Source organism: Streptomyces sp. NPDC029014 (genome assembly GCF_055564695.1).
In genome coordinates, this window is record NZ_JBVHVT010000043.1 from 22,615 (window position 1) to 44,188 (window position 21,574).

Genomic DNA, 21,574 nt, shown 5'->3' on the forward strand with positions numbered 1-21,574 from the left:
TCGCGGCCCGGTTACGGGAAGGACAGCGCGTCCGGCGCGATGGCCGGGACCAGCCCCTCCGCCGCCGCCCGCGTGAGCAGCCCGCGCACCGCCGCGTAGCCGTCGTCACCGAGGTCGGCGGTGAACTCGTTCACGTACAGCCCGATGTGCTGGTCGGCGACGGCCGGGTCCAGCTCCTGCGCGTGGGCGCGCACGTACGGGCGGGAGGCCTCCGGGTCGTCCCAGGCCATGCGGACCGAGGTGCGGGCGGATTCGGCCAGCGCCCGCAGGGTCTCGGCGCCCAGGGACCGCTTGGCGATGATCGCGCCGAGCGGGATGGGCAGGCCGGTGGTGTGCTCCCAGTGCTCTCCCATGTCGGCGAGGCAGTGCAGCCCGTACTCCTGATAGGTGAACCGCGCCTCGTGGATCACGAGCCCGGCGTCCACCCGGCCGTCCCGCACCGCCGGCATGATCTCGTGGAACGGCAGCACGACCACCTTGCCGACGCCGTCCGGCAGCACGTCGGCCGCCCACAGCCGGAACAGCAGGTAGGCGGTGGACCGCTCGCTGGGCACCGCGACCGTCCGCCCGGCCAGGTCCAGCCCCGGTTCCCGGGCCAGGACCAGCGGCCCGCAGCCCCGCCCCAGCGCCCCGCCGCACGGCAGCAGCGCGTACTCGCCGAGCACCCACGGCAGGACGGCGTACGACACCTTCAGCACGTCCAGCTCGCCGCGCTCGGCCATGCCGTTGGTGAGGTCGATGTCGGCGAAGGTGACGTCGAGGGCGGGAGCCCCGGGCACCCGTCCGTGGGCCCAGGCGTCGAAGACGAAGGTGTCGTTCGGGCAGGGCGAGTAGGCGATCGTGAGCGGGTGCGCCCCGTCAGGATGCGCGGCCGTGCTCAGGTCGGTGCTCATGGCGTTCTCCCCAGTGGACGAGTACGGGCCCCAGAGCGCGGAATCCCGCGGTGAGGGCGGCCAGCGCGTCGCCGATGCGCCAGGCGGCCCGGTCCCGCGGCCCGACGGCATTGGACACGGCGCGGATCTCCAGGACGGGCAGGCCGTGCGCCGCGGCCGCCTCGGCGACCCCGAAGCCCTCCATGGCCTCGGCCCCGGCCAGCGGGTGCCGGGCGGCGAGTTCGGCGGCGCGGGCGGCGCTGCCGGTGACGGTGGAGACGGTCAGCACGGGCGCGAGCAGCGCCCCGGTGGCCTCGGCGGCGCGGGCGGCGAGCTCGACCGGCGGCAGGTGTGCGCTGCGGCCGAAGCCGAGCTCCTGCACGTCCTGGAAGCCGTCCGGGGTCTCGGCCCCGAGGTCGGCGGCGACGATCGCGTCGGCGACGACGAGGGAGCCGGGCGGTGCGGCGGGCTGGAAGCCCCCGCCGATGCCGGCGGAGACGACGAGGCCGTAGTCGGCCAGCGCGAGGGCGGTGGCCGTGGCGGCGGCGGCCGCGGCCGGACCGACACCGGCGACGAGCACGTCGGCGGCGAGGCCCGGCAGGTCGCGGCGGGCCAGGAGCCAGCCGCCCGGGAGCGCGCGCGGCTCCGGCGTGGCGGGATCCGGGTGGGGCGTGAGTCCGGTGGCGACGGAGTCGGCCTCCGCCGCCACCGCGGTCACGATGAGCGCGCGCACGGTCGCCTGCGCGGTGCTACTTGAGCTTGATGTTGAAGGCCCAGACGGCGAGCGGCTTGCCTTCCTCGCTGACCTGGACGATGTTCAGCTTCTTCGAGGACGGGGCCTCGCCCTGGCCGCCGGTGGCGAAGATGTCGGCGCCCGGGAAGCTGCGGTAGGTGTTGGACGACGGCTCGGTGATGGGCTGCCCGTCCAGGACGGCCTGCCAGCGGTTGCCGTCCTCGACGACCTCGGGTTCGACGCCCAGCCGCAGGGTGTCACCGCGGCCGTACTCGATGGACTTGGCGTCCTTCGCCTCGGTCAGGCACTCCTGGACCTTTTCGATGGACAGCTCCCCGCCGTCCTGGCAGACGGCTTCGGAGGACACCGACGAGGTGCCGACCGTCACGGTCGCCAGCGGGGTCGGCTTGTCGCAGGCGGAGAGGACGAGGAGGCCGGCGGACACGGCAGCGAGGGCCGCGACGCTGCGGCGGCCCTTACCCGAGATAAGCGGTGCGGTCATGAGCCGAAGGCTATCGGGCCCGTGCGCTCCCCCGCCGCACGGGGTCCCGCCGACCTGCGGCGCGCCGCCGCGGGCCCACCCGGCCAGGCCCGCCCGACACCCCCGAAGCCCGTCCCAGGGCCCCTCCACCGCCCCTCCACCGCCCCGCCCGGTCAACCGCCCCGCCCCGTCCACCGCCCCGGTCAGGCCACGCGGGGCCGCGGGGAGCCCGAGTGGTGGCGGGGGGCCGACAGCAGGCCGCGTACGGCCATGGTGGTGCCCGCGGCGACGATCGCGGCGGCCACCGCCATGCCCAGCACCCCGTTCAGCGGCAGCACGATGCCGATCGCCCCGCCCAGCACCCACGCCACCTGCAGCAGCGTCTCGGACCGGGCGAACGCCGAGTTCCGCACCGCCTCCGGCACGTCCCGCTGGATCATCGCGTCCAGCGACAGCTTCGCCAGCGCCTGGCAGAACCCGGCCGTGGTCCCCAGCACCGCCACCATCACCCCGCTGTAGAACACCGCCGAGAGGACCGCGACCCCGAGGGTCAGCACGAGCACCGCCGCGACGATGCCCTCCGGGGCGCGCGCCTTCAACCAGGCGCCCACCGCCGTTCCGCTTGCGTTCCCGAGCCCCGCGCAGACGCCGACGATGCCCAGCGACACCGCCGCGCTCTGCCCGGACAGCGGGTGCTCCCGCAGCAGGAACGCCAGGAAGAAGATCAGGAACCCGGACAGGCCGCGCATCGCCGCGTTGGCCAGCAGGCCGCACAGCACCGACCGGCTGACCGTGCGCAGCCCCGGCTTCTTCGAGTGCGGCTCGTGCGTGGACAGCCGGGCCCGCCGCTCGCCCTTGGCGTCGTCCACCTCGTGCGGCAGCGTGAACGCCGCGAACGTACCTCCCAGGAAGATCAGGCAGGCCCCGTACAGCGGCCACTGCGGCCCGACCGTGTTCAGCCCGGCCGCGACCGGTGCCGCCGCGCCCGTCGCGAGCAGCCCCGCCAGCGTCACCCGCGAGTTGGCCTTCACCAGGGAGAAGGACGGCGGCAGCAGCCGCGGCACCACCGCGCTGCGCACCACCCCGTACGCCTTCGAGGCCACCAGTACGCCCAGCGCCTCCGGGTAGAGCTCCAGGCTGCCCGTGGCCACCGCGCCCGACATCAGCAGCGCGAGCACCGCCCGCGCCAGCATCGCCGCGGCCATCGCCGCGCGCCGCCCGTGCGGCAGCCGGTCCAGCAGCGGCCCGATCACCGGGGCCAGCACGGCGAACGGGGCCATCGTGATGGCCAGGTAGAGGGCGACCCGGCCGCGTGCCTCGTCCGTGGGTACCGAGAAGAACACCGTGGACGCCAGCGCCACGGTGATCATCACATCGCCGGCGCCGTTCACGGCGTGCAGTTCGATCAGCTTGCCGAGGCCCGACTCGCCCGCCCCGTGCGCGTGCGTCGCCCGTCGGATCCCGCGCGCCGTACCGGTGACGGGGAGGTGCAGGGCACGCCCCACCGCCCGGCCGGCCCGTTTGGCCGGTCCCGAGCCGTCACGCGACGACCGTGCGGGTGCCACACTCGACATAGTGCCCCACACGCCTGCCGCGGTCCCGTCCCGGCGCGCTCCGCGGCCGCGGCCCGGCCGGCCCCGGAAGGAGCCCGGAACCGCGTTCCGGTTACGGTCGCGTCGCAGGGTTGTCCGCGAATCGGACCTTGCATGTGGGCCACGGGCGTCGAAGGAGGTAGCGTGCGTAGCGCGCCACCGGCGGTTGCTCTTGGCCGCGCGCCTCTTCGCGATCCCGCAGAATGGATTGCAGGTGGGTGTGCCCGAGGCCGATCGGGCGCGGACGTCGACGCGGCCCTCAGGTCCGCTCCGCTCGCGCCACGTACGGACAGGACCGACGGGTCGTTGTGGACGACAGTACGGACGGCGCACTCGTGAGACGGCGTAGGAGAGAACGAGACCTGTGAGTGCTGCGACGACGCGAAGCCGTACCCCCGACCGCCTGTGCGCCGAGGCGGTGGACCTCGCCCGCGGGGCGGCCGAGGAGCTTGCCGCGCCCGGAGTCGTGGGCGAGCACGTGGCCCTGATCGCGGAGGGTGACCGCGTCGTCACGCACTTCTTCGAGTGCAAGGACCCCGGCTACCGGGGCTGGCGGTGGGCCGTCACCGTCACCCGCGCCTCCCGCGCGAAGAACGTCACCCTCGACGAAACGGTGCTCCTGCCCGGCTCCGACGCCCTCCTCGCCCCCGAGTGGGTGCCGTGGAGCGAGCGGCTGCGCCCCGGCGACCTCGGCCCCGGCGACCTGCTGCCCACCGACGCCGACGACCTGCGGCTGGAGCCCGGCTACTCCGGCGAGGACGCCCCGCCGCCGAACTCCGCCGTCTCCCACGAGATGGCCGAACTGGTCGAGGCCGAGGACGCCGACGTCACCGACCGCGCCGTCGTCCCCGCCCGCGGTTCGATCACCGCCGTCGCGGAGGAACTCGGCATGCGGCGCGCCCGCGTCCTGTCCCGCTACGGCCTGCACACCGCCGCCGACCGCTGGGACGAGGGCTACGGCGCCAAGACCCCGATGGCCCAGGCCGCACCCGCCTCCTGCGTCTCCTGCGGCTTCCTCGTCGCGATCGGCGGCTCCCTCGGCCAGGCCTTCGGCATCTGCGCCAACGAGTTCGGCCCCGCCGACGGCCACCTGGTCTCCCTCTCGTACGGCTGCGGCGGCCACTCCGAGGCCGCGGTCATGCCGAAGCCGCTGCGGCCCGCACCGCCCGTCCTCGACTCGATGGCCGCGGACGAGTTCCCGCTGCGCCCCGCCCCCGACACCGGATCGGTGCCGTCGGCGGACCTGCCCGCCGCGGACCTCGGGCACTCGTAACCCCCGCCCGGGGCGCGCACCGCAGCCCCTCGGCCCACCGGCCCGCACGGCGTACCCTCGGCGCATGGGGGGCATCGTGGGGAACGCGGCCGGGGACGGGGAGCGCGGCATGGTCGGGCGCGAGGGCCGGGTCACCGGCACCGTCGGGCCGGGCCTGGTGGGCGAGGTCATCGTGCGGATCCGGGGCGGCGCCGAGCACTTCCTCGCGTACCCGGCGCCCGGGACCCGCCGGCTGCCGGTCGGGACGGTGGTCACGGTCATCGAGTACCAGCCGCCGCGCACCGTGTACGTGATGGCGGCGTACGGGAACTGATCCCACGACAGGGTGACGCCGGTAAACCTGGCAGCGCCCCTTTGTGACTCCGTACCAAGACGGCGACAACACCGCGCAGACGTCTTCTGCGCGGCGCCGGAGCGGGCGCACACTCGCACCCTCGTCAGTGCCGAACGGCGCTGCGCGGAGGGGGGAGTTGCCGATGGACGTCGGCGTCATCGCGGGAATCGTTCTCGCTGCGGTCCTTGCCCTGATCGGCCTGTTCAAGCTCATGTGGCGGGTGGCCGAACCCAACGAGGCGCTGGTCATCTCCGGTTCGGCGCACAAGACCGAGGGCCTGGGCGACGGCATGGGGTTCCGGATCGTCACCGGGCGCGGAACGCTGGTCGTCCCGGGCGTCCAGGCGGTGCGGAAGCTGTCGCTGGACCTGAACGAGACCCAGCTGTCGGTGGACTGCGTCACCCACCAGGGCATCCCGCTGCGGGTGAAGGGCGTCGTCATCTTCAAGATCGGCGACGACATGGTGTCGATCGCCAACGCCGCGCGCCGCTTCCTGGACCAGCAGAAGATCATGCCGGAGCGGGTGCACATCGTCTTCGCCGGCCATCTGCGGGCCATCGTCGGCGGGTTGACGGTCGAGGACATGATCCGCGACCGGGAGAAGCTGACCGGGCAGACCCGGGCCGCCTGCGGTACGGAGATGGAGAAGCTCGGCCTGATCGTCGACTCGCTGCAGATCCACGAGATCGAGGACCCGACCGGCTACATCAAGAACCTGGCCATGCCGCACGCCGCCGCCGTGCAGCGGGACGCGCGCATCGCCCAGGCCGAGGCCAACCGGCTCGCGACCGAGGCCGAGCAGACCGCGTCCGCGAGGATGGCCGAAGCCACCCGCGACAGCGAGATCCTCCAGGCCGGCTACCAGGCCGAACGGGACAAGGCCGCGGCCACCGCCCGGCAGGCCGGACCGCTGTCCGAGGCGGCCGCCCGGCAGGAGGTCGTCGTCCAGGAGACGCGGGTCGCGGAACTGGAGGCGTACCGGCGCGAGCAGCAGCTCCAGGCCGACGTCCGCAAGCCGGCGGACGCGGCGGCGTACGAGATCCGGACCCGCGCCGAGGCGGAACGCGACGCCCGGATCTCCGCCGCCGAGGCGCTGGCGCGGGAGACCGAGCTGGCGGCGGCCGCGGAGGCGACGCGGGTCACGACCGCCGCCACGGCGGACGCGGCGGCGACCGAGGCGCGGGGTACGGCCGCGGCGACGGCGACCCGCGTCACCGGTGAGGCGGAGGCCGCCGCCACGGAGGCGAAGGGCCTCGCGGAGGCGGCGTCGGCCCGGGCGAGGGGCCTCGCGGAGGCCGAGGGGATCAAGGCGCGGGCCGCCGCGCTGGCGGAGAACCAGGAGGCGGTCGTCGCGCAGCAGCTGGCCGAGAACTGGCCGGCGATCGTCCGGGCGGGGGCCGGAGCGTTCGAGAACGTGGACCACATGGTCCTGCTGAACGGGGCCGAGGGCATGTCGGAGATGTTCACGAAGGCCCTGACCATGGGGGGCGCGGGCCTGGGCCTGGCCCGCCAGCTCCTGTCCACGATGTCCCCGCCGCAGCCGCAGCCGCAGCCGGAGCCGACCCCGATCCCCCTCACGGAACCCTGACCCGCGGCGCCGCCCGTGGCCGAGCACGTAGTCGGCTGCGGGCCGTGCGTGGTCCTCTCGCAGTTCCCCGCGCCCCTGACCCCGGCCGAGCGCCCAGGGGCGCGGGGAACTGCGCGCCCAGCCACACCCGACCGGCACTCACTCGCCCAGGGGCAGGCCCCGTCAGGGGCGCGGGGAACTGCGCGCCCAGCCACAGCCGACCGGTACCTGCTCGTCGAGGGGCGGGAGCCCAGGGGCGCGGGGAACTGCGCGAGCGGCGGGCGGGGGTCCTGGCCGGTGGCCCCGGCCGGGGATCGGCTGCGCAGGGGCGCGGGGAACCGCGCCGGAGGGGTCGCGGCCCGGCGGAGCGCCTAGGCTCGGCGGCATGAGGCTATTCGCCGCCGTCCTGCCTCCCCCCGCGGCCCTCGAAGAGCTCCGCCGGGCCGTGGACCCCGTCCGGGACCGCCGGCTCCGCTGGACCTCGGAGCCGGGCTGGCACTTCACCCTCGCCTTCATGGGCGAGGTCCGGGACGAGCTGCTCCCGGACCTCCGCGCCCGCCTGGCCCGCGCAGCCCACCGCACGGATCCCTTCCCGCTCCGCCTCCACGGCATCGGCCACTTCGGCAACCGCACCCTGTGGACCGGCGCCGCCGGCGGGCTGGACACGATGCGGCTGCTGGCCGAGCGGGCCGACGCCGCGGCCCGCCGGGCGGGGGTGCCGATGGAGGAGCACCGCCGGTACACCGCCCACCTCACCCTGGCCCGCGGCCAGGGCGGCACCCCGATGCGCCCCTACCTGGACGCCCTCGCCGGCTTCGAGGGCAGCCCCTGGCAGGTCACCGAGCTGAGCCTGGTCCGCAGCAACCTGCCCGCGGGCGGCGTGCCCGGGGAGCGTCCCCGCTACGAGGTGGTGGGCGCGTGGGCCCTGGGCGGCGCCCCGCCGACCGACCCCGCCGACTGACCCGGGCCGACTGACCCGGCCGGCCGGCCGGACCGCCGGCCGACCACGCCGATGCACCCCACCCACCGCCCGCCACCGCGCCCCTCCGTACGGGGAGCGGCGGCGGTCGCGTTAGGCTCGACGGGTGGATCCCAAGACCCGTAACCGTGTGATGGCCGGTGTGCTCGTGCTGATGTTCGTCGTCGTGGCCGTGGCGGCCGCCGTCGGGCAGTAGCCGCAGCCGGCCCCGACAGCGACCCGACAGGCCCTGCAGCGGCCGCTACCAGGCGAAGGCCTCCGGGGAGGTTCCCGGGCCCGGGAACACCTCGTCGAGCCCGTCCAGGACCTCCTGCGACAGCTCCAGCTCCACCGCCCGCACCGCGGAGGCGAGCTGCTCCGGCGTCCGCGGGCCGACGATCGGCCCCGTGACGCCGGGCCGGGTCAGCAGCCATGCCAGGGCCGTCTCGCCCGGCTCCAGCCCGTGCTTGTCCAGCAGGTCCTCGTACGCCTGCACCTGCGCCCGCACGGCCGTGTTGGCCAGCGCGTCCGCCGACCGTCCGGAGGCGCTCCGCCCGGAGGAGGCCGCCTTGCGGATGGCTCCGCCGAGCAGTCCGCCGTGCAGCGGGGACCACGGGATGACCCCGAGGCCGTACTCCTGCGCCGCCGGGATGACCTCCATCTCGGCGCGCCGCTCGGCCAGGTTGTACAGGCACTGCTCGCTGACGAGGCCGAGCCGGCCGTGCCGGGCGGCGGTCTCGTTGGCCTGGGCGATCTTCCAGCCGGGGAAGTTCGAGGAGCCGGCGTAGAGGATCTTGCCCTGCTGGACGAGGACCTCGACGGCCTGCCAGATCTCCTCGAAGGGGGTCTGCCGGTCCACGTGGTGGAACTGGTAGACGTCGATGTAGTCGGTGTTCAGCCGCTTGAGGCTGGCGTCGACGGCCCGCCGGATGTTCAGCGCCGACAGCCGGTCGTAGTTGGGCCACGGCGCGCCCTCGGGGGCCATGCTGGCGTAGACCTTGGTGGCGAGGACGGTCTTCTCGCGGCGGCGGTCGCCCTGCGCGAACCAGGTGCCGAGGATCTCCTCGGTGCGGCCTTTGTTCTCGCCCCAGCCGTACACGTTTGCGGTGTCGAAGAAGTTGATGCCGGCGTCGTGCGCGGCGTCCATGATGGCGTGGCTCTCGGGCTCCCCGGTCTGGGGGCCGAAGTTCATCGTGCCGAGTACAAGTCGGCTGACCTTGAGGCCGGTGCGCCCGAGCTGTGTGTACTTCATGGGCACCAGCCAACTGGGTGGAGTGCACTCCAGGCAAGGGCCCCGGGCGTAGGGCGTGTTACGGGCCGTCAGGCCGCGTCGGCGTGTCGGTAGGGGCCGCCGATGCCCCAGGCCTGGTGCAGGACGGCCGCGAACTCACCGGCCAGGCGGTGTTCGCCGGAGGCGTTGGGGTGGGTGCCGTCGTAGGTGTCGCGGTGGATGTCGTACGCGTCCGGGCGCGCGCCCAGCAGGATCGGCGAGGCGTCGGTGGACAGGTCGGCGACGGCCTTGGCGAGGAGCTCGTTGAACCGGGCGACCTCGGCGGCGAAGAGCTCGTCCTCGTCGGCCCGGCTGTTCGGTATGACCGGCAGCAGGACCATCCGTATGCCGGGGCGGGCGGCGCGCGCCTCGGCGACGAACCGGCGCATGTTCGCGGCGGTTTCCTCGGCGCCGGTGTAGAAGCCGAGGTCGATGAGGCCGAGGGAGACGAGCAGGACGTCGGCCCGGCCGGCGGCGACGGCGGGGCCGATGACGGGGGCCATGTGCTGCCAGCCCTCGCCCCAGCCGGCGAGGTGGCGGCGGGCGCGGTCGGGGAAGCCGGGGTCGGCGTACGCGTGGCTGGTCGGCGCGTCGGCGGCGGTGTCGTACACCTCGCAGCGGGGGCCGACGATCCGGTAGGGGCCGCCGAAGGTGGCGTTGAGGTGCTGCCACATGCGGTAGCGCCAGGTGTAGTCGCCGGCGCGTCCGATGGTCATGGAGTCGCCGACGAACATGAAACGCATCCGGTCATCATCGCGGATCACGCGCCGCGCGCCCCTGTGATGCCGGACACGCGGGCGGCTTTGGCAGGCTGGGGTCATGCGCCTCCCGTTGCCGTCGCCGCTGCCGCCGCCGCTCCCGCTGCCGCCGCCGTTCGCCCGCTCCGCCGCCGGTGTCGCGGCCGCCGTCGTCCTCGCCCTGGCACCGTCCGGCGCGGCCGCCGCGCCCACCCCGACGCCCGCGCCCGCGCCGACCGGGTTCACCCTCGCCGATCCGCGGATCAAGGAGTCGAGCGGGCTGGCGGCGAGCCGGAGCCATCCCGGCGTGTACTGGACGCACAACGACAGCGACGACGGCCCGTACGTGTACGCGGTCGACTCGGCGACGGGCAAGACCGTCGCGCGGCTGACGCTGACCGGCATCGGCAGGCCGCGCGACGTCGAGGCGATCTCGGTGGGGCCGGACGGGAAGGTGTACGTCGGCGACATCGGCGACAACCGCAACGGCACCTGGGACCACGTGTGGATCTACCGCTTCCCGGAGCCGAAGCAACTGGCGGACGCCACGGTGGAGGCGGAGCAGTTCACGGTGCAGTACGCCGACGGGCCGCGCAACGCGGAGGCGCTGATGGTGCATCCGGTGACGGGCCGGGTGTACATCGCGAGCAAGAGCGAGGACAAGGGCGGGCTGTACGAGGGCCCGGAACGGCTGACCGGGTCGGGGACGAACGTGTTCCGGCGGGTGGCGGACGTGCCGTGGGTGACGGACGGGGCGTTCTCGCCGGACGGGAACCGGCTCACGCTGCGGGGCTACTTCTTCGCACGGACCTACCCGTGGAAGGACGGGCGGCCGGAGGGCGAGGGAGAGCGGGTGGACGCGCCGTGGCAGGGCCAGGCGGAGTCGGTGACGTACGCGCCGGACGGGTCGGCGCTGCTGTTCGGGGCGGAGGGGGAGGGGAGCCGGGTGGTGGCGGTGCCGGTGAAGTCGGCGGCGGGCGGTCCGGCCGGGTCCCCGGGGCCGACCGCCCCGGGGACCCCGCCGGGTGCCGCGGCGGCCCCGCAGCCGCAGGGGGGTGGTGGCCTGACCAAGGGTGCGGCGGTCCTGTTGCTGGGCGGGCTCGGGGTCCTGGCGGCCAAGCGCCTGCTCCGCCGCCGCCCGCCCTCCTGACCCGGCGGCCTGCTCGCGCAGTTCCCCGCGCCCCTGTGCTCCCGCCCACCGCCGGGCGGCTGCGGGCCGCGCCCGCCTGCTCGCGCAGTTCCCCGCGCCCCTGGGTTCCTGGCCACAGGTGGGTGGGTGCGGGCTGTGTGGGGTTGCTCGCGCAGTTCCCCGCGCCCCTGCGGGGTGCGGGGTGGGTGTGCTCGGGCGCGCAGTGCCTCGTGCCCCTGGGGGCTCTGCCCGGCCGGGCCCTGGCGCTGCAGTGCTCTGCCGCCCCGGGGATCCGGCTCAGGGGCGCGGGGAACTGCGCGCTCAGCCGTCCACCGGGTGGAGGGGGCAGCGGCGGGGACGGCCCCTTTGCGGCGGCCTTGGCGTCTGCTGGCGGGCAGGGCCGGCCGCCCGGGGGGCCAGGGGCGCGGGGAACTGCGCGAGCGGCCACGCACGGTCCGCGGTCGTTCGGCGGCGGGCGGGCCCGGCAGGGCGCCCCGCCCGGGGCGGGCCGGAGGGCCGCGGCCCCGACCCCGGCGGGCGGCGGGGCCCGGCCTCCGGCGGCCCGGCGGGGCTGCCTTGGTCGGGCGGCGGCGGTTACGCCGCCTTGACCAGGACGGTGCCGGGCCGCGACGGGACGAACGTCACCCCGTGGCGGCTGACGCTCAGCCGGAGGTTGCCGACCCGGGACAGGACCACCGCGATACCGGCGGCCGCGACCAGCGACACGGCGCCACCGGCGGCCATGCCGACCCGCGGCCCGTACGTGTCGGTGATCCAGCCGACCACCGGCGCGCCCAGCGGGGTGCCGCCGGTGAACACCATCATGTACAGGGCCATCACCCGGCCCCGCATCTCGGGATCGGTGGCGGTCTGGACGCTCGCGTTGGCGGTGACGTTGACCGTCAGCCCGAACATCCCGATCGGTACGAGCAGCGCCGCGAACAGCGAGAAGCCGGGCGCGAACGCGGCCACGACCTCCAGCGCGGAGAACAGCACCGCCGCCGCGACCAGCAGCCGCAGCCGCGAGGCCCCGCGCCGTGCCGCCAGCAGGGCGCCGGCCAGGGAGCCGGCGGCGAGCAGGGTGTTGAGGAACCCGTACGTGCCCGCGCCCTCGTGGAAGACGTCCCCGACGAAGGCCGACAGCCAGATCGGGAAGTTGAAGCCGAAGGTCCCGATGAACCCGACCAGCACGATCGGCCAGACCAGCTCGGGCCGCCCGGCGACGTAGCGCAGGCCCTCCCGCAGCTGGCCCTTGGCGCGCGGCTGCGGCCGGACCGGGTGCAGTTCGGCCGTCCGCATCAGCAGCAGCCCGGCGACGGGTGCGGCGAAGGACAGCCCGTTCAGCAGGAAGGCCCAGCCGGAGCCGACGGCGGTGATCAGCACACCGGCGAGCGCCGGGCCGACCAGCCGCGCGGACTGGAAGTTCGCCGAGTTCAGGCTGACGGCGTTGGCGAGCTGCGCGGGGCCGACCATCTCGGAGACGAAGGTCTGCCGGGCGGGGTTGTCCACGACGGTGATCAGGCCGAGCAGGAGCGCGGCCAGGTACACGTGCCAGACCTGGACGTGTCCGGCGAGGGTGAGCACGGCCAGTGCGACGCCTGTCAGCCCCATCAGGCTCTGGGTGGTGACCAGCAGCGGCCGCTTCGGCAGCCGGTCCGCGAGGACGCCCCCGTAGAGGCCGAGGACCAGCATCGGCAGGAACTGCAGCGCGATGGTGATGCCGACGGCGGAGGCCGAGCCGGTCAGGGACAGGACCAGCCAGTCCTGGGCGATGCGCTGCATCCAGGTGCCGGTGTTCGAGACGGCCTGTCCCGTGGCGAAGAGCCGGTAGTTCCGGATCCTCAGCGAGCTGAACATCGAGTTCCGTGAGGTTCTCGGTGTCCGGCTCGCGGTGCGCGTGTCACTCGCGGTGCGAGTGGTAGGGGTGGGTGTATGGCCGGGTGCGGAGGATGCTCCGTTTCCCGTACTCAAAGGCGTTCGCCTCCTGGTGTTGTTCCTACAGGTGGGCGAGCTTCTCCAGGACGGGCGCGGCTGCGCGCAGCTTGGCCCATTCGTCCTCGGTCAGCTCTGCCGCGAGCCCGGCCAGGAAGGCGTTGCGCTTGCGGCGGCTCTCTTCGAGCATCGCCTCGGCCTCTTCCGTCTGGCTGACCACCTTCTGGCGGCGGTCCTCGGGGTGCGGTTCCAGCTTGACCAGGCCCTTGGCCTCCAGCAGCGCGACGATGCGGGTCATCGACGGCGGTTGGACGTGCTCACGGCGGGCGAGTTCGCCCGGGGTGGCCCGGCCGCACCGGGCGAGGGTGCCGAGGACCGACATCTCGGTCGGGCTCAGCGATTCGTCGACGCGCTGGTGCTTCAGGCGTCGGCCCAGCCGCATGACGGCGGAGCGCAGGTCGTTCACGGCGGCGGCGTCGTCGCCATGGTTGAGGTCAAGCATGTCTTTAGAATAACTCATTACCCTGGCTAAGTAACACCGGGTTTGCCGGCACGCCCCACGGCACGCCCCACGGCACGCCCCACGGCACGCCCCGCGTCGCGGCCGCGTCGCGCGTCCGTCACTCGTACGCGTCATCCGCCCCTCACTCATACGGGTGAGCGGGCCGGGAAAAGCGACGCGCGTCCACGTCCCGTGCCAGGACTCTGTCCGCATGGGGACACAGGTGCTCAGCATGCGCATAGACGGGGAGCTGCTCGACCGCCTCCGCATCCACGCCGCCAAACGCGGAATGAGCGTCCAGGACTATGTCGTCCGGACGCTCATTCGCGATGACTTCGACGAGCGCTTCAAGGCAGCGGTCGACGAGACGGAGAAGTTCTACGGGGTCACGTGAGGCCGAGGGCGGGCATCGCGTAGTAGAAGACGAACACCGCCGAGACCACGTACATGGCCACCGGTACGTCGCGGCCCCGGCCGGTCGCCAGCCGCAGCACGCTGAAGCTGATGAAGCCGATGCCGATGCCGTTGGTGATCGAGTAGGTGAACGGCATGGTCACCATGGCCAGGAAGGCCGGGACGGCGATGGTGAAGTCGCTCCAGTCGATGTCCTTCACCGAGCCCGCGAGGATCAGGAAGCCGACCGCCACCAGGGCGGGCGTGGCCGCCTGGGACGGCACCATCGTGGCGATCGGGGTGAGGAACAGGGCCACGGCGAAGAGGCCGCCCGTCACCACGTTGGCCAGGCCCGTACGGGCTCCCTCGCCGACACCGGCCGTGGACTCCACGAAGCAGGTGGTGGCCGAGGAGGAGGTCGCGCCGCCGGAGGCGACGGCCAGGCCGTCCACGAGCAGGACCTTGTTGATGCCGGGGAAGGTGCCGTCCTCGTCGATCAGCTTGGCCTCGTCGCCGACGCCGAGGATCGTGCCCATCGCGTCGAAGAAGCAGGACAGCAGCACGGTGAAGACGAACAGGCAGCCGGTGAGCAGGCCGACCTTGCCGAAGCCGCCGAACAGGCTGACCTGGCCGACGAGCCCGAAGTCGGGGGCGGCCACGGGGTTGCCGGGCCACTCCGGGACGGTCAGGCCCCAGCCGGTGGCCGGCAGCTGCAGTACGGCCTGGACGACGGCGGCGACCACGGTCATCGCCACGATGGAGATCAGGATCGCGCCGGGCGTCTTGCGGATCAGCAGCGCGAGGGTCAGCAGCACGCCGACGGCGAAGACCAGCACGGGCCAGCCGTGCAGCTGGCCGCCGGTGCCGAGCTGGAGCGGCACGGTGGTGTGCGCCGCGTCCGGGATGCGGGTGACGAAGCCCGAGTCGACCAGGCCGATCAGCATGATGAACAGGCCGATGCCGATCGCGATGCCCTTGCGCAGGCCGAGCGGGACGGCGTTCATGACCCGCTCGCGCAGGCCGGTCGCGACCAGCAGCATCACCACGAAGCCGGCCAGGACCACCATGCCCATGGCGTCGGGCCAGCTCATGCGCGGGGCCAGCTGCAGGGCGACGACGGTGTTGACGCCGAGGCCGGCCGCGAGGGCGATCGGGACGTTGCCGATGACGCCCATGAGGAGGGTGGTGAAGGCGGCCGTCAGGACGGTGGCGGTGACCAGCTGCCCGCCGTCGAGCTGGTGGCCGTACATGTCCTTCGCGCTGCCCAGGATGATCGGGTTCAGCACGATGATGTAGGCCATCGCGAAGAAGGTGGCGAAACCGCCGCGGACCTCGCGTGCGACGGTCGAGCCGCGCTCGGTGATCTTGAAGAAGCGGTCCAGGCCCGACTGGGGGCCGGGGGCCTGGGGCTGCGCGTCCGGCGTGGAGGCCGGGGCGGGGGCCGACGTGCTCATGCGGTCCTCGAAATGCGGGGCATCGGTGGCGGGGGTGGTGTTCGTATGATCAAACGATCAAAAAGGGCCTGGCCCGGAACCGTTTCAGTATGAACACATGAACGAAAGCCCGTCCATCTCCGCGCGTAGACCCCGAATTCCGACGCCTAGACTTGTGGGCATGGCGAAATGGACTGCGAAGCACGAGGCTCCCGAGCCCCTTGAGGGCCCGGTCGTCGCGACCATCACCGGTGGCACGATCGTGTGGTTCGTCCTCTTCCTCGTCCAGCTGCCCTTCTACGGGTGGTTCGCCGACCGCGACCTGTTGTGGTGGGTCTGGTGCTGCGCCGCGGGCGGCGGCCTCGGCCTGATCGGCATCTGGTACGTCCGCGGCCGCGACGCCGCGCTCAGGCGGCACGCCGCCGAGGCCGCCGAGCGGGCCGAGGCCGCGCCGCACGTCGGATAGGGCGGCCGCTCGCCGGATAGGGGCGGCCTGCTCGCCGGATGAGGCGGGCCGACCAGAGGACGATTTCCCTCATCCCGACGTCGGATCTTCACCCTTCTCGGCGGGTGAACCACAGGGTCCGCCTTTACCGTCGAAAACATGACGCAGCGGGCGAAGATCGATTCGAACGGTCCCGAGCCGGGCGCCGGGACGACCCCGGTACCCCCGGCCGGCCCGCCCGCGCCCCCGTTCAAGCCGGGCGGCCTCACCACCGCCGAGGTGGCCGAGCGCGTCGCGCGCGGAGCCGTCAACGACGTCCCCGTCCGCTCGTCCCGCTCCACCGTCGACATCGTCCGGGCGAACGTCTTCACCCGCTTCAACGCGATCATCGGCGTCCTGTGGGTGGTCATGCTGATCGTCGCCCCGTTCCAGGACAGCCTCTTCGGCTACGTCATCCTGGCGAACACCGGCATCGGCATCATCCAGGAGCTCCGCGCCAAGAAGACCCTCGACGGCCTCGCGGTGATCGGCGAGGCCAAACCCAGCGTCCGCCGCGACGGACGCACCGCCGAGGTCTCCACCTCCGAGATCGTCCTGGACGACGTCATCGAGCTCGGACCCGGCGACAAGGTCGTCGTCGACGGGGTCGTCGGCGAGGCCGACGGCCTGGAGATCGACGAGTCGCTGCTCACCGGCGAGGCCGACCCGGTCCTCAAGAAGCCGGGCGACCCCGTCATGTCCGGGTCCTTCGTCGTCGCCGGCGGCGGCGCCTTCACCGCCACCAGGGTCGGCCGCGAGGCCTACGCCGCGCAGCTGGCCGAGGAGGCCACCCGCTTCACCCTGGTCCACTCCGAGCTGCGTTCCGGCATCTCCACCATCCTCAAGTACGTCACCTGGATGATGATCCCGACCTCCATCGGCCTCATCGTCAGCCAGCTGGTCGTCAAGGACACCAACCTCAAGGACTCCATCGCCCGGACCGTCGGCGGCATCGTCCCGATGATCCCCGAGGGCCTGGTCCTGCTGACCTCGGTGGCCTTCGCGATCGGCGTCATCCGGCTCGGCCGCCAGCAGTGCCTGGTGCAGGAGCTGCCCGCCATCGAGGGCCTCGCCCGGGTCGACGTGGTGTGCCTCGACAAGACCGGCACCCTCACCGAAGGCGGCATGGACGTCACGGAGCTCCGCCCGCTCGGCGGCGCGGAGACCACGTACGTCAGGAGCGTCCTCGGCGCCCTCGGCGAGTCCGACCCGCGCCCCAACGCCAGCCTCCAGGCGATCATCGACGCCTACCCGGACAGCGCGGACTGGCGGTGCACGGAGTCGCTGCCGTTCTCCTCGGCCCGCAAGTACAGCGGGGCGAGCTTCAGCGAAGGAGACGGCGAGAGCTCCACCTGGCTGCTCGGCGCCCCCGACGTCCTGCTGCCCACCGGCGACCCCGCCCTCGACGAGGTCAACGCGTTGAACGAGCGGGGCCTGCGCGTCCTGCTGCTCGCCCGGGCCGCCCGCGAGCTCGACGACGACGCCGTCGCCGTCGGCGCCAGACCGACCGCCCTGGTCGTCCTGGAGCAGCGGCTGCGCGCCGACGCCGCGGAGACCCTGCGCTACTTCGAGGAGCAGAGCGTCCGCGCGAAGGTGATCTCCGGTGACAACGCGGTGTCGGTCGGCGCGGTTGCCGGCAAGCTGGGCCTGCCCGGCGCGCAGGACACCGTCGACGCGCGCCGGCTGCCCGCCGAGCCGGCCGCGATGGCCGAGGAGCTGGACCGGAGCACGGTCTTCGGGCGGGTCACCCCGCAGCAGAAGCGGGACATGGTCGGTGCGCTGCAGTCCCGCGGCCACACGGTCGCCATGACCGGCGACGGAGTCAACGACGTGCTCGCCCTGAAGGACGCCGACATCGGCGTCAGCATGGGCTCGGGCTCCGAGGCCACCCGGGCCGTCGCCCAGATCGTCCTGCTCAACAACAGCTTCGCCACCCTGCCGTCGGTGGTCGCCGAGGGCCGCCGGGTCATCGGCAACATCACCCGCGTCGCCACCCTCTTCCTGACCAAGACCGTCTACTCGGTGCTGCTGGCGATCCTGGTGGTCTGCTGGCAGGTGGAGTACCCCTTCCTGCCGCGGCACCTGACCCTGCTGTCGACGCTCACCATCGGCGTCCCCGCGTTCTTCCTGGCCCTCGCCCCGAACAAGGAGCGCGCCAAACCGCACTTCGTGCGACGCGTGATGCGGTACGCGATCCCGGGCGGGGTGATCGCGGCGGTGGCCACCTTCGTCACGTACCTGGTGGCCCGCCACCACTACACGGGCGCGGAGGCCCTGGACGCCGAGACGAGTGCGGCGACGATGACCCTGTTCCTGACCTCCATGTGGGTCCTGGCGATCGTCGCCCGCCCGTACTCGTGGTGGCGGATCGCCCTGGTCGGGTCGATGGGCGGGGCCTTCGTGCTGGTGCTGGTCGTCCCCTGGCTGCAGGACTTCTTCCAGCTGAAGCTGGTCGGCACGCAGATGCCGTGGACCGCGGTCGGCATCGCCGTGGTGGCGGCCGCCCTGATCGAGGTCACCTTCCGCTGGGTGGACCGCCGCTTCCCGGCGTGACCGGGGGCCGGGGCCCGACCGGTCCCCGCCGGCCCCGACCGGCCGCGGCCCGGCTCCGACCCGACCCGATCGCCGGGCCCTAGTCGAACCACCGGTCCCGGGCGAGTTCCGCCGTGCGCGACGGGTCCTCCAGCAGGGCCGCGACCTCGAAGCGGCGCGGCCACTGGCCCGCCGACCAGGCCAGGCCCGCCGCCACGCCCTCCAGGGTGGAGGCGTGCAGCACCCCGTCCCGGGTGAGCCGCCAGTCGAGCTCGACGCCGCCCGCCACCAGCTCCTCGTGCTCCAGGTACGTCCGCGGGGTCGCCGGGCCCAGCAGGACCCGTACCGACTCCGGTACCTCGTGCTCCTCGCCCGGCGTGCTCACCTCCGCCGGGACCGTCTCCGACAGCCGGCGCACCTGGAGCAGGTCCGCCAGGTCGGCCGCCCGGGCCGGGGCCACCGGCAGCAGCGGCAGGCCCGCCGTCAGCGGCAGCAGGTCCGGAGCGTCGGCGATGACCGCGTCGGAGGCGTCGACGACCACCGGCTCCCCGTCGGCCACGGCGCGCAGCTCGTCGGGCAGCGTGACCTGCTCGGGCTCCAGGTCGGCCAGGGCCCCGTACAGGGCGTGCAGCTGCCGGTCGGTGACGGACCGCTCGGGATCGGCGAGCCGGCCCAGCAGCTCGGCGGCGCCGCCGGGCTCGTCGAGCAGGGCGGCCACGGAGGTGCGGACGCCGAGGGCCCGCAGGACCTGCTCGTCCTGGAATCCGGTGGCGTCCGCCGAGGTGTACAGGCCGGCGAGCAGCGGGTCGGTGCCCGCCGCGCGCAGCCCGGCCGGGCGGCGGCCGTCGAGGACCGGGTGGCCGCGCAGCCACCAGGCGGTGTACGGGCGCACCGACCGGGTGGTGCCGTCGGGCAGCAGGATCCGCATCGGCTGGGTCAGGGCGTCCCGCAGCGGCGGCTGCGCCAGCATGGCGAGGGCCTGCGGCCAGCAGTCGTCGTCGACGAGGTCGAGGTCGCGCACGGCGACGATCTCGGTGGCGACCGGCGGCAGCGGGGTGTCGGGGAGCTGGTCGAGGACGTCCTCGCACCACACGTCGACGGCATCGAGCAGGCCGACGTCGTCGGGCTCGGCGAAGTCGCCGTCGCGGGGTTCCAGCTCGTCCGGGTCGAGGACCACGTCGGTGGCGCGGACCAGCTGGAAGCCGGCGAGCACCCCGCAGGCGGTGAGCGGCTGGTCACCCCAGCGGGCGGCGAGGTCGGCGTCGACGTACGGCACCTCGTCCTCGCGGATGACCGCGGCCAGCGGCGAGCCGGGCAGCAGCAGCTCGCCGGCCGGGGCGAGTTCCCCGTCCTCGTCGGGCAGGGCGAGCGCGCCCAGCCACGGCTCGTCGCCGGGGGCCAGGTCGGCGTCGCGGACCAGGCCGAGGACCACCTCGGCCAGTTCGTCGGCGTCCAGGGCGGCCTCGTCCTCGTCCCAGACCTCGCCGGCGTCGAGGGAGGCGGCCACCGCGGCCCGTACCTGCGGGGTGGTCAGGATCGCGCGGGGCGTGGCCGGGAGGGCGCCCAGCTTCTCCAGCAGCGGGTGCGCCGCGTCGGGGTGGGCCACCTTCAGGCCCAGCCGGGCCAGGTCCTTCGGGGTGTCCGCCTCGGGGAGCAGCACGTGGCGCGGGCCGATGGTGGTGCGGCCGTCGGCGAGCGGCACGGGCAGGCCGGAGAGCCGGTCCGGGTCGACGCCGGCGAGGCTGTCGTACAGCCGGTGCCACCACGCGGGGGTGCGCTCGATGCCGGCGATCCGCTCGATGGCGTCGCCCAGCGGCAGCCGGCCCACGCCGAGGGTGCGCAGTTCGGGGCGCCGCTCCAGCCCGGCGGGCAGCAGGGTCGGCAGCACCTCGGCGAGGACCCGTACGGTGTCGGCGCCCGCGCCCTCGACGACCTCGGCCTCGAAGGGGCGCAGCGCGGCCCGTTCCCCGGCCTCGGCGGAGTCCTCGGCGGGTGCGGCCGGTGCGGCCGGGGCGAGGAAGGCGGTGCGGGGGAGCCGCTGGAGGACGGCGGAGCGCAGGGCCCCGTCCAGCAGGCCCTTGCCGAGCGGTCCGGGGACGAGGTCCACCAGTTCGGGGGTCACCGGCTCCCAGCCGCCCAGCAGTTCGGCGTACGCGTCGGCGGCGCGCTCCACGAGGAAGTCGGTCAGCGGGCCGGGCGCGGGGTGGCGGCGGGCGGTGTCCAGCGGCAGGGTCGCGATGAGCAGGGCGGGGATGCCGAGGGGTTCGTCGGTCGGGGTCGGGGCGTGGAAGACGGGCGCGGTGGCGGGGCGTACGGGTGCGCCGGCGGGGTCGACGGGTACGGCCCAGGACACGGTCCAGGAGGGCCGCAGCCGCTCCTCGACCGGCCGGTCGGCGAGCAGGGCGGGCTCGATGGGGCCGGTGTGGCGGACGGTGCGCCAGCGGCGGGTCTGCCCGGTGGTGCCTGCGGCGGCGGGGGTGCCGGCGGCGTCGCGGGAGTCCTCGATGACGGTGTACGGGCCCTCGGCGGTGCGGCGCAGCGTGCGGGTGCCCCCGGCCGGGGTGTCGACGGTGATCTCGTGCAGGCCGGGCAGGGTGAGGAGCAGGGCGTCGTCGATGCCGGCCAGCAGCCGCTGCACCAGGTCCTCGGCGGCGGCGTCGCGCAGCGGGAGGACGACGACGGTGTCGTAGCCCTCGGGCGCGGTGCCCTCGGCGGGCAGCGGCAGGCGCAGCAGGGGCACGTGGCCGTCGCGGCGGCGCAGTTCGTCGCCGAGGCCGGGGCTGAAGGCGGCGGCCTCCCGGGCCAGCTCGCGGGCCTCGGCCAGGGACCAGCGGACACCGCCGTGCCGGCCGAGGACGGCGGGCTCGTCGGACACGGCGAGGACGGCGGCGAAGCCGACGCCGAAGCGGCCGACGGTGTCGCCGGAGGCGGTGGACTCCCGCTTGGCGGAGGCGCGCAGGGTGCTCAGCGATTCGACGCCGGTCGCGTCGAGCGGGGCGCCCGTGTTGGCGGCGGCGAGGACGGGCGGTTCGCCGTTCCCGGCGTGCAGGGTCAGCCGCAGCCGGCCGGGCACGCCCGCGCGGGCGGCCGCGTCGGCGGCGTTCTGGGCCAGTTCGACGACGAGGCGGTCGCGGTAGCCGCCGAGGGCCAGGTCCTCCTCGGCGTTGGCGTCCTCGCGGAAGCGGGACGGGCCCGCCGCCCAGGAATCGATGACCCCGCGCCGGAGCCGGGCCGTGCCGAAGGGGTCCGTGCCGTCCTGCGCCGCCGTCACTCGCACGCTCACGCCGCTTCCTCCAAGAATTGCCGAGGTCTTGAAGGTATCGCGTGCGGCGCCCGCCCTCTCCCGGTGTTG

At 74.2% G+C, this 21,574-nt stretch carries 18 protein-coding genes; 8 read left to right on the forward strand and 10 right to left on the reverse strand.

Features of this window, described 5'->3' with window-relative positions:
* Positions 1-11 precede the first annotated feature (11 nt).
* The 4 genes from ACZ4VL_RS23390 to ACZ4VL_RS23405 all read right to left on the reverse strand — a co-directional run bounded on the left by ACZ4VL_RS23390 (position 12) and on the right by ACZ4VL_RS23405 (position 3,660).
* Entirely contained in the window at positions 12-893 is an 882-nt protein-coding gene (locus ACZ4VL_RS23390; protein ID WP_468203132.1) for a 1,4-dihydroxy-6-naphthoate synthase, read from the reverse strand.
* The gene (locus ACZ4VL_RS23395; protein ID WP_468203135.1) at positions 859-1,605 is read right to left on the reverse strand and encodes a futalosine hydrolase; all 747 of its coding nucleotides are present in this window, start codon (positions 1,603-1,605) and stop codon (positions 859-861) included. Before ACZ4VL_RS23395 ends, ACZ4VL_RS23390 begins: the two co-directional genes overlap by 35 nt.
* Before the next feature lie 16 nt (positions 1,606-1,621).
* Positions 1,622-2,107 carry a DUF2771 domain-containing protein gene (locus ACZ4VL_RS23400; RefSeq protein WP_468203138.1) on the reverse strand — a complete coding sequence of 162 codons (486 nt, stop codon included), beginning with the start codon at positions 2,105-2,107 and terminating at the stop codon, positions 1,622-1,624.
* Between the two features lie 182 nt (positions 2,108-2,289).
* Positions 2,290-3,660: an MFS transporter gene (locus ACZ4VL_RS23405; RefSeq protein ID WP_468203140.1), complete on the reverse strand. Its 1,371-nt coding sequence runs from the start codon at positions 3,658-3,660 to the stop codon at positions 2,290-2,292.
* Positions 3,661-4,042: 382 nt separating this feature from the next.
* On the opposite strand from ACZ4VL_RS23405, the gene ACZ4VL_RS23410 reads away from it, so the two are divergent.
* From ACZ4VL_RS23410 to thpR, 4 genes are all read left to right on the forward strand, one after another.
* Positions 4,043-4,951: a DUF3027 domain-containing protein gene (locus ACZ4VL_RS23410; protein WP_468203143.1), complete on the forward strand. Its 909-nt coding sequence runs from the start codon at positions 4,043-4,045 to the stop codon at positions 4,949-4,951.
* Positions 4,952-5,060: 109 nt separating this feature from the next.
* Positions 5,061-5,264 (forward strand): hypothetical protein, encoded by a 204-nt coding sequence (locus ACZ4VL_RS23415; protein WP_468203221.1) that lies wholly within the window; start codon positions 5,061-5,063, stop codon positions 5,262-5,264.
* 157 nt (positions 5,265-5,421) lie between these two features.
* Positions 5,422-6,873, forward strand: coding sequence for a flotillin family protein (locus ACZ4VL_RS23420; RefSeq protein WP_468203146.1), 1,452 nt, complete (start codon positions 5,422-5,424; stop codon positions 6,871-6,873).
* 364 nt (positions 6,874-7,237) lie between these two features.
* Complete coding sequence (gene thpR, locus ACZ4VL_RS23425) at positions 7,238-7,813, forward strand: RNA 2',3'-cyclic phosphodiesterase (protein ID WP_468203149.1); 576 nt, start codon at positions 7,238-7,240, stop codon at positions 7,811-7,813.
* A gap of 259 nt (positions 7,814-8,072) precedes the next feature.
* Here the strand turns inward: thpR and ACZ4VL_RS23430 are convergent, their stop codons facing one another.
* Together ACZ4VL_RS23430 and ACZ4VL_RS23435 are read right to left on the reverse strand one after the other, a co-directional pair.
* A complete protein-coding gene (locus tag ACZ4VL_RS23430; RefSeq protein ID WP_468203152.1) occupies positions 8,073-9,062 on the reverse strand; it encodes an aldo/keto reductase in 990 nt (329 codons plus the stop codon).
* Between the two features lie 68 nt (positions 9,063-9,130).
* Complete coding sequence (locus tag ACZ4VL_RS23435; protein ID WP_468203155.1) at positions 9,131-9,823, reverse strand: GDSL-type esterase/lipase family protein; 693 nt, start codon at positions 9,821-9,823, stop codon at positions 9,131-9,133.
* A gap of 76 nt (positions 9,824-9,899) precedes the next feature.
* Here ACZ4VL_RS23435 and ACZ4VL_RS23440 point away from each other — a divergent pair, with 76 nt between their 5' ends.
* Positions 9,900-10,967, forward strand: coding sequence for a WD40 repeat domain-containing protein (locus ACZ4VL_RS23440; protein ID WP_468203158.1), 1,068 nt, complete (start codon positions 9,900-9,902; stop codon positions 10,965-10,967).
* Positions 10,968-11,540: 573 nt separating this feature from the next.
* On the opposite strand, the gene ACZ4VL_RS23445 is transcribed toward ACZ4VL_RS23440, so the two are convergent.
* Both ACZ4VL_RS23445 and ACZ4VL_RS23450 read right to left on the reverse strand, forming a co-directional pair.
* Complete coding sequence (locus ACZ4VL_RS23445; protein WP_468203161.1) at positions 11,541-12,917, reverse strand: MFS transporter; 1,377 nt, start codon at positions 12,915-12,917, stop codon at positions 11,541-11,543.
* Positions 12,918-12,942: 25 nt separating this feature from the next.
* Complete coding sequence (locus ACZ4VL_RS23450; RefSeq protein WP_385680965.1) at positions 12,943-13,380, reverse strand: MarR family winged helix-turn-helix transcriptional regulator; 438 nt, start codon at positions 13,378-13,380, stop codon at positions 12,943-12,945.
* Between the two features lie 211 nt (positions 13,381-13,591).
* Between ACZ4VL_RS23450 and ACZ4VL_RS23455 the strand changes: the two genes are divergently transcribed.
* Positions 13,592-13,774 (forward strand): ribbon-helix-helix protein, CopG family, encoded by a 183-nt coding sequence (locus ACZ4VL_RS23455; protein ID WP_360634584.1) that lies wholly within the window; start codon positions 13,592-13,594, stop codon positions 13,772-13,774.
* Here ACZ4VL_RS23455 and ACZ4VL_RS23460 read toward each other — a convergent pair.
* Positions 13,767-15,227, reverse strand: a complete 1,461-nt coding sequence (locus ACZ4VL_RS23460; RefSeq protein ID WP_361095773.1) for an NCS2 family permease — start codon at positions 15,225-15,227, stop codon at positions 13,767-13,769. The genes ACZ4VL_RS23455 and ACZ4VL_RS23460 overlap by 8 nt on opposite strands.
* A gap of 160 nt (positions 15,228-15,387) precedes the next feature.
* On the opposite strand from ACZ4VL_RS23460, the gene ACZ4VL_RS23465 reads away from it, so the two are divergent.
* The gene (locus tag ACZ4VL_RS23465) at positions 15,388-15,672 is read left to right on the forward strand and encodes a DUF2530 domain-containing protein (protein WP_468203167.1); all 285 of its coding nucleotides are present in this window, start codon (positions 15,388-15,390) and stop codon (positions 15,670-15,672) included.
* 138 nt (positions 15,673-15,810) lie between these two features.
* Entirely contained in the window at positions 15,811-18,243 is a 2,433-nt protein-coding gene (locus ACZ4VL_RS23470; RefSeq protein ID WP_468203170.1) for an HAD-IC family P-type ATPase, read from the forward strand.
* Between the two features lie 79 nt (positions 18,244-18,322).
* On the opposite strand, the gene ACZ4VL_RS23475 is transcribed toward ACZ4VL_RS23470, so the two are convergent.
* On the reverse strand, positions 18,323-21,505 hold the full coding sequence (locus ACZ4VL_RS23475; RefSeq protein ID WP_468203172.1) for a sacsin N-terminal ATP-binding-like domain-containing protein: 3,183 nt from the start codon (positions 21,503-21,505) through the stop codon (positions 18,323-18,325).
* Positions 21,506-21,574 lie beyond the last annotated feature (69 nt).